10 protein-coding genes are annotated in these 10665 nt (G+C 73.5%); 6 read left to right on the forward strand and 4 right to left on the reverse strand.

What is annotated here, in order from left to right; all coding sequences use genetic code 11:
- The coding region (locus IE312_RS17750) for a Teichoic acid biosynthesis protein C (Precursor) (protein WP_229899988.1) at window positions 1-645 on the forward strand (645 nt) is incomplete at its 5' end.
- Window positions 646-693: 48 nt separating this feature from the next.
- Here the strand turns inward: IE312_RS17750 and IE312_RS17755 are convergent.
- Window positions 694-2163, reverse strand: a complete 1470-nt coding sequence (locus IE312_RS17755; protein WP_189982893.1) for a tetratricopeptide repeat protein — start codon at window positions 2161-2163, stop codon at window positions 694-696.
- A 92-nt stretch (window positions 2164-2255) separates the two neighbouring features.
- Between IE312_RS17755 and IE312_RS17760 the strand changes: the two genes are divergently transcribed.
- On the forward strand, window positions 2256-3662 hold the full coding sequence (locus IE312_RS17760) for an FAD-binding oxidoreductase (protein WP_189982895.1): 1407 nt from the start codon (window positions 2256-2258) through the stop codon (window positions 3660-3662).
- Window positions 3663-3685: 23 nt separating this feature from the next.
- Here the strand turns inward: IE312_RS17760 and IE312_RS17765 are convergent, their stop codons facing one another.
- Window positions 3686-4099 carry an SsgA family sporulation/cell division regulator gene (locus IE312_RS17765; protein WP_189982897.1) on the reverse strand — a complete coding sequence of 138 codons (414 nt, stop codon included), beginning with the start codon at window positions 4097-4099 and terminating at the stop codon, window positions 3686-3688.
- A gap of 237 nt (window positions 4100-4336) precedes the next feature.
- Here IE312_RS17765 and IE312_RS17770 point away from each other — a divergent pair, with 237 nt between their 5' ends.
- The gene (locus IE312_RS17770; protein ID WP_189982899.1) at window positions 4337-5926 is read left to right on the forward strand and encodes an RDD family protein; all 1590 of its coding nucleotides are present in this window, start codon (window positions 4337-4339) and stop codon (window positions 5924-5926) included.
- A gap of 77 nt (window positions 5927-6003) precedes the next feature.
- Window positions 6004-6765, forward strand: coding sequence for an RDD family protein (locus IE312_RS17775; RefSeq protein ID WP_189982901.1), 762 nt, complete (start codon window positions 6004-6006; stop codon window positions 6763-6765).
- Window positions 6766-6786: 21 nt separating this feature from the next.
- On the opposite strand, the gene IE312_RS17780 is transcribed toward IE312_RS17775, so the two are convergent.
- A complete protein-coding gene (locus IE312_RS17780) occupies window positions 6787-7023 on the reverse strand; it encodes a hypothetical protein (RefSeq protein ID WP_189982902.1) in 237 nt (78 codons plus the stop codon).
- Between the two features lie 367 nt (window positions 7024-7390).
- Here IE312_RS17780 and IE312_RS17785 point away from each other — a divergent pair, with 367 nt between their 5' ends.
- Complete coding sequence (locus tag IE312_RS17785; protein WP_189982905.1) at window positions 7391-9757, forward strand: immune inhibitor A domain-containing protein; 2367 nt, start codon at window positions 7391-7393, stop codon at window positions 9755-9757.
- Between the two features lie 121 nt (window positions 9758-9878).
- Entirely contained in the window at window positions 9879-10199 is a 321-nt protein-coding gene (locus IE312_RS17790) for a hypothetical protein (RefSeq protein ID WP_189982907.1), read from the forward strand.
- An 18-nt stretch (window positions 10200-10217) separates the two neighbouring features.
- On the opposite strand, the gene IE312_RS17795 is transcribed toward IE312_RS17790, so the two are convergent.
- On the reverse strand, window positions 10218-10665 hold a 448-nt coding region (locus tag IE312_RS17795), incomplete at its 5' end, for an isochorismatase family protein (RefSeq protein ID WP_229899990.1).

Below are 10665 nucleotides of genomic sequence, written 5' to 3' on the forward strand. Positions count from 1 at the left end.
TACCTCAAGGGGTTCGGCCACGGGGTGGCCATGGGCGTCCAGCACGGCGCCGACGGCACGCTGTGGATCTGGACCGAGACGGACGCGGTGGACGGCTACGGCCGGGGCGTCACCCGCTTCCGGTTCGCCCCCGGAGCCACCCGCACCACCGGGGACGTCAACATCCGCCACCCCGTCGAGGGCTCCCGCACCAACCAGCCCGCCCTCTGCCCGGTCACCGGCCGCATCGCCGTCCGCTACCGGCTGGGCGGCACCCCCCGCTACCGCGTCTGGGACCTGGCGGCCTTCACCGCCCGCGACTACGCCGCCGGGCTGGCCGACCTTGCCCAGACCGGCGCCCACCCGGACCCCGCCGCCCCCTTCCAGGGCTTCGCCCTGCACGGCGACCACCTCTACCAGCTCGCGGGCTCCGCCTACGACCCGCGCGCCAACCCGCCCGCCGGCCACGGCGACACCCATGTGTCCTGCCTGGACATCCGCACCGGCGAACTCCTCGCCCGGCACCGCACCGAGGCCGCGTACTCCCTGCGCCACCGCGAACCCGAGGGCCTGGCCGTCCGCACCACCGGCGGCACCCCGCACCTGTACCTCGGGTTCGCGTCCGGGGACCGGGGCGCGCGCAAGTTCTCGATCTACTACAAGTGACCCCTGCCCTCCGGGAGGCGTGCGGCCCCTGAGGACGCGTGCGGCCGCTCAGGACTCCGGCGGCTCCTCGGCCGGCGGCTCGCCGAGCGTCCGCAGCGCCTCCCGGGCGACCGGCACTGCGAGCGGCGAGAAGTACGGATTGATCCGCAGCGCCTCCTCCAGGAACCGCCGCGCCGGCCCGTACCGCTCCAGCTCCGCCTCGATCACCCCCCGGTGGAAGGAGTACGGCGCGCTGCGCACCCCGCCGCCCTTCGCCTCGTCCGTCGCCGCGGTCGCGTAGCCGAGCGCCTCCTGGTCCTCGCCGGCCCGGTGCAGCGCCCAGCCCAGCGCGTCGGCCACCTCGATCCCCGGCTGCCGCCGCCACTCCCGCTGCAACCGCTCCACGGCGTCCCAGGGATCCCCGTGGTCCGCCTCGAACCGCCCGATGAGCAGTTCCTCGTCGACCCCGCCCGCCACCGACTGCCGTACCGCCGCCCTCAGCCGCGCGTACTGCTCCTCGGCGGCCCCGGGCTGCCCCAGCGACTCGTACAGCTCGCCCAGTTCCAGCAGCACCGCGGGGTCCGGCTGCGCCGCGACGGCCGCCCGGTACGCGGCCAGCGCCTGCGCCGTACGCCCCAGCGCGGCCAGCGTCCGGGCCCGCCCGGCCGCCGCCGCCCGCTGGTCGGGGTCGAGCCGCAGCGCCGCCTCGCAGTGCCGCAGCGCGTCCGGCAGGTCCCCGCGCTCCCAGGCCAACTGCCCCAGACCGGCCAGCCAGGCGGCCTGCTCGGCGGGGGTGCGGGCGGCGGCCGCCGCGTCGGTCAGCTGGGCCACCGCGTCCTCGCGCCAGCCCCGGTCCCGGTACACCGCCGCGGCCCGCGCCATCACCGCCGGCCGTTCCGCCGGACCGGTGCGCAGCTCCATCAGCTTGTCCAGGGCGGCCCGGGCCTTGGTGTAGTCGCCGAGCCCGTCGTACGCGTCGATCAGCGGCGGATACGCCGACCACCGCTTCGGCGCCGCCTTCAGCGCCTGCTCGCCGTACCGTTTCGCCGTCGGGAAGTCCCGGCGCGCCAGCGCCAGCGCGGTCAGCCCGTCCAGCGCCTCGGTGTTCCCCGTGCCGCGCACGTCCAGCGAGCTCCGCAGCGCCCGCTCGGCCCGCGGGTAGTCCGCCGCGTCCCCCGCCCGGCGCCCCCGCGCCACGTACGCCGACCCCAGCACCGCCCACGCTCGGGCGTCCTGCGGCTGCGCCCGCACCCGCTGCTCCTCGCGTCCGATCAGCGCCGTCAGCCCGGGCAGCGCGGCCGGCACCGCGTACGTCACCGTCGTCAGCGCCTGCGCCCGCGGCTGTGCCCGCGGGCCGGCGGCGGGCGGCGGGGCCGGCCGGTGCGGCCGGCGCTCCCCGGGCGGCCACGCCAGCGCCGCGCCGGTGACGACACCGCCCGCCAGCGCGGCGACCAGCACCCGGCGCAGCACCCGCCGGGACCGGCGCGGCGCCGGCGGCTCCGGGACCAGGGACGTACCCACGTACTGTCGGTTGTCCATGGCGCTCACTGTGCGTCAATACGACGAGCACATCCGGCCGGCCCAAGGGAGGCGCGAGCCGGGTTCACACCGATGGCCGCGAGTGTCACGCTGTGATCATGAGCCGTATCGAAGCACCGCGTGACGAGCACACGGGAAACCTCACCGACCGGCTCCTGGCCGGCCTGCCGGCCGAGGCGGTCCTCACCGATCCCGACGTCACGGCCTCCTACGCCCACGACATGGCGAGCTTCTGCTCCGCCGGCAGCCCCGCCGTCGTGGTCCTGCCGCGCACCGTCGAGCAGGTCCAGCACGTCCTGCGCACCGCCACCGAGCTGCGCGTCCCCGTCGTCCCGCAGGGCGCCCGCACCGGCCTGTCCGGCGGTGCCAACGCCACCGACGGCTGCATCGTGCTGTCGCTCACCAGGATGAACCGCATCCTGGAGATCAGCCCCGTCGACCGGATCGCCGTGGTGGAACCGGGCGTCGTCAACGCGGCCCTCTCCCGGGCGGTCGAGGAGCACGGCCTGTCCTACCCGCCGGACCCCTCCAGCTGGGAGACGTGCACCATCGGGGGCAACATCGGCACGGCCTCCGGCGGCCTGTGCTGCGTCAAGTACGGAGTGACCGCCGAGTACGTCCTCGGCCTGGACGTCGTCCTCGCCGACGGCCGCCTGATGTCCACCGGCCGCCGCACCGCGAAGGGCGTCGCGGGCTACGACCTGACCCGGCTCTTCGTCGGCTCCGAGGGCTCGCTCGGCATCGTCGTGCGGGCCGTCCTGGCGCTCAAGCCCAAGCCGCCCCGGCAGCTCGTGCTGGCGGCCGAGTTCGCCTCGGCCGGCGCCGCCTGCGACGCCGTCTGCCGCATCATGGCCGGCGGTCACGTCCCCTCCCTCCTCGAACTGATGGACCGTACGACGGTCAAGGCGGTCAACGACCTCGCCCACATGGGACTGCCCGAGACCACCGAGGCGCTGCTGCTGGCCGCCTTCGACACCCCGGAGCCCGCCGCCGACCTCGCCGCCGTCGGCGCACTGTGCGAGGCCGCCGGCGCCACCCAGGTGGTGCCCGCCGAGGACGCCGCCGAGTCCGAGATGCTGCTGCAGGCCCGGCGGCTCGCGCTGACCGCGCTGGAGGCGGCCAAGGGCACGACGATGATCGACGACGTGTGCGTGCCCCGCTCCCGGCTCGGCGCCCTGCTGGAGGGCGTGGACCGGATCGCCGCCAAGTACGACCTCACGATCGGCGTCTGCGCCCACGCGGGCGACGGCAACACGCACCCCACCGTCTGCTTCGACGCCCGCGACCCCGACGAGTCCCGGCGGGCCCGCGCGTCCTTCGACGAGATCATGGCGCTCGGCCTGGAGCTGGGCGGCACCATCACCGGCGAACACGGCGTCGGCGTCCTGAAGAAGGAGTGGCTGGCCCGCGAGATCGGCCCGGTCGGGGTGGAGATGCAGCGGGCGGTGAAGCAGGTCTTCGACCCGCTGGGCATCCTCAACCCGGGCAAGCTGTTCTGACGGTCCGGGGCGAGCCGCCGGGTTCACCGGGCGAGCAGGTGGTCGAGCGCGTCGTCGATGCCCAGCCGCCCGGTCTCCGCGCCCGGCGGCACCGTGCGCAGCGTCCGCTCCAGCCAGGCCGACAGCTGCGCGGCGGGCGCCTCCAGCAGCGCGTCGCCGTCCGGTGAACCGAGCGCCATCACGACGACGCCCCGGCCGTCCGCCTTCGTCGGCCACACCCGCACGTCCCCGTGGCCGCACGGCCGGAACACCCCCTCCACCAGCAGCTCACGGGCGAACGTCCAGGTGACGGGGTGCGCGGAGTCGATGTGGAAGGCGATGTGGACGGCGTAGGGGTCGTCGGAGCGGTAACCGAGCCGGGCCGGCACCGGGATACTCCGCTCCGGGGACAGGATGAGCCTCAGCTCCAGCTCGCGCTCCACCACGGTGTGCTGCATGACCTGCGTTTCCTTTCTGGCCGGGGCCGCTCGGACCGGGCCCGCACCGGGGGAGAGGGGGCGGGGGGCGGAGCATTACGCGGGTTCGTGGACATCTCTTTCCCCGGGGCCCGCGGCCGTCCGGTACGGCGTTGCCCGGAAAGGAGTGGGTCACGCGGGACTGGCGCTGCGGGCTGCCGCGGTCTGATAGATGTGGAGCCCCCCATCCCACCCCCGAGCAGATACGGGACGACGGACATGAGCGCCCCAACCCCGGCCCCAGGTGACGACCGGCCCCGCGAGGGCTACTACCCGGACCCGTCCATCCCCGGCTACGTCCGGTACTGGAACGGCGCCTCCTGGGTGCCCGGCACCAGCCGCCCGGCGCCGAAGGACGGCGAACCGCTCCCCCCGCCCCCGGGTGCCCGCCCGGCACCCCCCGCCGTGGAGGAGACGGGCCCCCACTTCTTCGACGAGGACCCGCCGGACGTGCCCCGGCAGGGCGGCCCGGGCGAGCAGTGGGTGCAGGCGGGCCGGGGCGCGCAGTGGGGCGAGCCGGGTGTGCCGGGACAGGCGGGTCCGGCGGGCCCGGGGGGACCGGCGGGAGGAGCCCAGCACGGCCGGCCCGGCCGGACGGGGCCGGCCGGACAGCTGGCGCAGGGCGCGCAGTGGAGCCAGCCGGCGCAGACGGGCCGGCCGGGACTGCCGGGCCAGTCCGGCGGACCCGCGCAGTGGGGCGGCCCCGGCCGGTCCGGGGACGCGCCGCCGGCCGGCTCCGCCGCCGATGCCGGACCCGCGGGTGCGCGGGGCGCCGATCCGCGAACGCCGGCCGACTCGCCCGGCGGCCCCGACGGCCGCGCCACCGCCCGTACGGACGGCACGGCCACGATCCCCCCGGCCGAGGGCGAAGCCCCGGACCCCGGCACCTTCGTCTTCCGCCGCCCGATCCCCGGCCCGGCGGCGGCCCGTGGCGACGACGGCGCGCCGGCGTTCGGCCCGGCACCGTCGGGCGTACCGGGCACGCCCGCCGCCCCGGCCCCCGCTCCCGCCCCCGAAAGCGGTTCCCCCGGCTTCGGCGCGCAGGGGCCCGTCGGCGCGCCCGGCGGCTCCGGGTTCGGCGCGGGCAAGGCCGCCGCGGCCCGGGCCGCCGGTGGGCAGGCGCCCGTCCCGGCGGGCGCGGTGCCGCAGCAGGCGCTTCCCGGGCAGGCCGCCGCTCCGGGGACGCCGCTGACCAGCGGCCCCGGTGGCGGACAGGCGTCCTGGGCGCAGCAGGTGCACCGGCTGGCCGGCGGCGGGGACGAGCCCGTCGTGCCGTGGAAACCGCCGGTGGAGGACCTCTTCCAGGCCGCCGCCCGGAGGCAGGCCGCCGCCCGTCCCGCCGGACTCGGCAAGCGCTTCACGGCCCGGCTGATCGACCTGCTGGCCATGGGCGCGGTGACGTCCGCCGCCGCGGTCCCGCTCGGCGTCCGGGCCGTGGACCACGTCCAGCAGAAGATCGACGCGGCCCGGCTGTCCGGCCGCGAGGTCACCGTCTGGCTGCTCGACGGCACGACCGGCACCAGCCTCGGCATCGTCGTGGCCGTCCTGCTGCTGACCGGCGTCCTGTACGAGGTGCTGCCCACCGTCAAGTGGGGCCGCACCGCGGGCAAGAAGCTGTGCGGTCTGGAGGTGCGCGACATCGAGGCGCACGAGCCGCCGACGTTCGGCCCGGCCCTGCGCCGCTGGCTGGTGCTGAGCGTGCCGGGCCTGCTGGTGGTCGGGGTCGTGGGCGTGCTGTGGTGCCTGTTCGACCGGCCCTGGCGCCAGGGCTGGCACGACAAGGCGGCCCACACCTTCGTCGCGGGCTGACGCCGGCGCGGAGCGGCCGTACCCCGTACGGCCGCTCGCCGGATGCGCGAGGGCGGTCCCCGGGTTCCACTCGGGCCATGAGCAGCGAACCGCCCCCCGGCTCCGGAGAGCAGCCCCCCGAGGACGACCCCTTCAGGAAGCGGCCCCCGTCGGACCAGGGGCCGGGATCGCCGTACGACGCCCCGTCCGGCGGCGGCCCGTACGGCGGCTCGCCCTACGGCGGCGGTCAGGGCGGTCAGGGCGGCCCGTACGGAGGCGGCCCCGGGGGCCCGTACGGAGGCGGCTCGTACGGGGGCGGGCAGGGCGGCCCGTACGGTGGCGGACCGGGCGGCCCGTACGGGGGCGGCCCGGGCGATCCCTACGGCGGTCATCCCGCCGACCCCCTGGCCGGCATGCCCCCGCTCGCCGACAGCGGCAAGCGGACGCTCGCGCGGATCATCGACATGATCCTGGTCGGCATCGTCGTATGGCTGCTCACCCTGGTGTTCGGGGTGCGCATGTACGCCCTCGGCAGCGACCGCACCGAGGTCGGCAGGTCCCTCGCCCAGGCCGTCATCGCGGCCGTGCTCTACGTCGCCTACGACACCGTCATGATCAGCAGGTCGGGGAGGACGCTCGGCAAGAAGCTGCTCGGCATGCGCGTCGCCGACCTCAGGACCGGCGACACCCCCTCCGTCCAGGCCTCGTTGGTGCGCGCTCTGGTGCTGTGGCTGCCGTTCGCCTTCTGCTGCGCCTGCATCTGGACCGCCGTCTCGGGCGGCTGGAGCTTCTTCGACCGGCCGTACAAGCAGGGCCTGCACGACAAGGCGGCCAAGACGGTGGTGGTCAGCACCGGTTGAGCCGGGCGCCGACGGGTGCCGTCACAGGGTCGTGGGGACCCGCTCCTCGTCCGTCGCCTGCTCGGCGGACGGCTCTGCCGCGCGCGCCGCGGGGGAGGGCACTGTCAGGGCGACCAGCAGGCCCAGCGCGAGGGCCGCGAGGGCGATGACGGTGATCCCTGGACCCGAACTCGTCTGGGACAGCAGCAGCATGGCGATCGTGGAGAAGACCACGGTGCAGGAACCGTAGGCGAGCTGTGCGGGGGTCGGACGAGGCATGGCAATCGTGTCCTCGGCAGTCATCGAAAAGGGCGGGGCGTGCCGTGCGACTCTCTTGGCCTGCATGCCCGAGCGGGACACCCGGTAAGCGTGACCTAACCCAGGGTACCGGTGCACGGGGGGCGCACGGAATCACCCGTCCACCAAACGGACGTTCCCCTGCGCCGGTCGGCCGGTCGGCACGTGTTCGCAAAGCGGACGTCCGCTCCGCATAGTGCACTTGTCCTGCTCAAGTCAAGGTCTGTCTTTTCTTCTAAACCTCTAGTCAAATGTCGTCACTTGATTACACGCGTTGATCGTGCGCGCACGGATTCCTCCATGACCCGGAACCCCCTGTCCGTGTGCGCGGCGCGGGGGAGGAACTCAAGTGACCAGCAGATCCTGGACGTTCAGAGCGGCCGCGATCGGTGTGACGCTCGCGGCGGTTTCCGCCACGTTCGCCACCTTCGCCGTGGCGGAGGCGAGCACCCAGACCCGGTCCGCCGCCGCCAACCGGCACGACCCGGCTCCGGTCAAGCAGCAGAAGCACGACCTGGACGGCCCGCTGAGCAAGACCCAGGACGCCCAGCGCGAAGAGGCCCTGAACCAGCTCATAGCGGGCAAGGCCACCGCGCAGGAGCGCAACGGCTCGAAGGTCGTCAAGCTCAAGAGCCGCAAGGGCCAGAGCAAGTACGTCGAGCTGAGCCGCGAGAAGACCGACAAGATCTTCACCATCCTGGTGGAGTTCGGGGACCAGAAGGACCCCAAGTTCGGCGGCACGCCCGGCCCGCTGCACAACAAGATCGCCGCGCCGGACCGCAAGAAGGACAACTCGACGGCCTGGCAGAAGGACTACAACCAGAAGCACTACCAGGACCTCTACTTCGGCACCGGCAAGAAGACCGAGTCGCTGAAGAAGTACTACGAGAAGCAGTCCTCGGGCCGCTACTCGGTCTCCGGTGAGGTCACCGACTGGGTCAAGGTCCCCTACAACGAGGCCCGTTACGGCAACAACGCCTGCGGCTCGAAGAACTGCCCGAGCGTGTGGAACGTCGTCAGCGACGGCCTGAACGCCTGGGTCGCCCAGCAGAAGAAGGCCGGCCGCACCGACGCGGACATCAAGAAGGACCTCGCCAAGTACGACCAGTGGGACCGGTACGACTACGACCACGACGGCAACTTCAACGAGCCGGACGGCTACGTCGACCACTTCCAGATCGTGCACGCCGGTGAGGACGAGTCCGCCGGCGGCGGCGCCCAGGGCGAGGACGCGATCTGGGCCCACCGCTGGTACGCCTTCGGCACCGATGCCGGCGCCACCGGCCCCGAGGCCAACAAGCTCGGCGGCGCGCAGGTCGGCAACACCGGTATCTGGGTCGGCGACTACACCATCCAGCCGGAGAACGGCGGCCTCGGCGTCTACGCCCACGAGTACGGCCACGACCTCGGTCTGCCGGACGAGTACGACACCGCCGGCGGCGACAACTCCACCGGCTTCTGGACCCTGATGTCCTCCGGTTCCTGGCTCGGCACCGGCAAGGAGTCCATCGGTGACCTGCCGGGCGACATGAACGCCTGGGACAAGCTGCAGCTGGGCTGGCTGAACTACGACACCGCCAAGGCCGGCAAGCAGTCCACGCACAAGCTGGGCGTGGCCGAGTACAACACCTGGGACAAGCAGGCCCTCCTGGTCAACCTGCCCGACAAGGCCGTCACCACCACCATCACCGAGCCGGCGCAGGGCTCGACCCAGTGGTGGAGCGGCAGCGGCAACGACCTGAAGAACACGCTGACCCGGTCCGTCGACCTGACCGGCAAGACCTCGGCGAAGCTGGACCTCGACGGCTGGTGGGCCACCGAGGAGGGCTACGACTACGTCTACACCGAGGTGTCGACGGACGGCGGCGCCAACTGGACCGCCCTGGACGGCACGGCGGACGGCCAGGCCCTGCCGAAGGACGCCAGCGGCAAGCCGGCGCTGACCGGCTTCTCGCAGACGCACAAGAAGCTGTCGTTCCCGCTCGACGCCTACGCGGGCAAGAAGATCGACCTCCGCTTCCGCTACGCCACCGACGGCGGTGTCGCGGAGAACGGCTTCACGGCCGACGAGATCACCGTGACCGCCGACGGCACCCCGCTGTTCTCGGACAACGCCGAGACCGCGGACGCCGGTTGGACCGCGGCCGGCTTCACCCGGATCGGCGCGTCCTTCACCAAGGACTACAAGCAGTACTACCTCGCCGAGAACCGGCAGTACGTGTCGTACGACAAGACCCTCAAGGTCGGCCCGTACAACTTCGGTTACCTCAACACCAGCCGCCCGGACTGGGTGGAGCACTACCCGTACCAGAACGGTCTGCTGATCTGGAAGTGGGACACCTCCCAGGCGGACAACAACACGAACGACAACGCCGGCGGTCACCCGGGCACCGGTCTGATCCTGCCGGTGGACGCCCACCCGAAGGCGCTGAAGTGGTCCGACGGCAAGCTGCTGCGCAACCGCATGCAGGCCTACGACTCGCCGTTCGGCCTGGAGGCCACGGACCCGCTCACCCTGCACCAGGCGGGCGTGGTCACCAAGATCAAGTCGCAGAAGGGTGTCCGGGTCTTCAACGACCACACCAGCACCTACTACGACCCGTCGAACCCGACGGGCGGCGTGAAGGTCACTGACACCAACACCAAGATCACGATCGTCCAGGTGGGCAAGGACGGCTCCACGATCGAGCTCAAGGTCGGCCCCGCGGTGAAGTAGTCCGCATCACCGCAGGTCACAGGCGTATCGGCGGCAACCCCTTGGCGGGTTGCCGCCGGTCGTGTTTAGGTGCGTCCTGTGGACCGCTTATTGACACCGACCGGAACGGGGATGTGACCGCATGGCCGCTGGAGGCTTCTGCAAGCTGCCGAACGGCACCGTGGTGGTGGCGCTGAACCTGCCCTACGGCTCCGCCGGGGTGCGGGTGCTCGTACACGCCCGGAACCGGGCCCGGGCCCTGACCAGGCTCCGCAACCTGGGGCTGCGGGCGATCTACCTCCGGGGCAACGCCGAGCCGCCCACGCCGGACGAGATCACGGCGGTGCTGCACCACCCCGACGGCCTGATATGGCGCACGGCCCCCGCCGACAACGGTGTCACCGTGAACGAACTGTGGCACCCGATCCGAGCGCTGTTGCGCAGCTCAGCCCTGGTGCCGTAGGCCGGCTCCCGCCCCGTGTCAGGAGGAGACCACCGGCTTGCCCGTCAGCTCCACGCCCGCCTGCCGCAGCTCCTCCAGGGCCCGCTCGGTGGTCTCGCCCGCCACCCCGGCCGTCAGGTCCAGCAGCACCTGCGTGCGGAAGCCCTCGCGCGCGGCGTCCAGGGCGGTGGCCCGCACGCAGTGGTCCGTGGCGATGCCGACCACGTCCACCTCGGTGACCTCGCGGGCGCGCAGCCAGTCGGCCAGCGGGACGCCGTTCTCGTCGGTGCCCTCGAAACCGCTGTAGGCCGCCGAGTACGCCCCCTTGTCGAACACGGCGTCCACGGCGCCGGAGGCGACCGCGGGGGCGAAGTTCGGGTGGAAGCCCACGCCCTCCGTGCCCGCCACGCAGTGCGCGGGCCAGGAGCGGACGTAGTCGGGATTGTCCGCGAAGTGGCCGCCGGGCGCGATGTGGTGGTCGCGGGTG

The sequence above is a fragment of the Streptomyces capoamus genome (genome assembly GCF_014654935.1).
Classification (GTDB): domain Bacteria; phylum Actinomycetota; class Actinomycetes; order Streptomycetales; family Streptomycetaceae; genus Streptomyces; species Streptomyces capoamus.

What these genes read in the sequence shown, in the direction of transcription:
- IE312_RS17755 (WP_189982893.1), bottom strand. Translation starts at nt 2,163, where the DNA reads ATGGACAACCGACAGTACGTGGGTACGTCCCTGGTCCCGGAGCCGCCG.
- IE312_RS17770 (WP_189982899.1), top strand. Translation starts at nt 4,337, where the DNA reads ATGAGCGCCCCAACCCCGGCCCCAGGTGACGACCGGCCCCGCGAGGGC.
- IE312_RS17775 (WP_189982901.1), top strand. Translation starts at nt 6,004, where the DNA reads ATGAGCAGCGAACCGCCCCCCGGCTCCGGAGAGCAGCCCCCCGAGGAC.
- IE312_RS17790 (WP_189982907.1), top strand. Translation starts at nt 9,879, where the DNA reads ATGGCCGCTGGAGGCTTCTGCAAGCTGCCGAACGGCACCGTGGTGGTG.
- IE312_RS17780 (WP_189982902.1), bottom strand. Translation starts at nt 7,023, where the DNA reads ATGCCTCGTCCGACCCCCGCACAGCTCGCCTACGGTTCCTGCACCGTG.
- IE312_RS17765 (WP_189982897.1), bottom strand. Translation starts at nt 4,099, where the DNA reads ATGCAGCACACCGTGGTGGAGCGCGAGCTGGAGCTGAGGCTCATCCTG.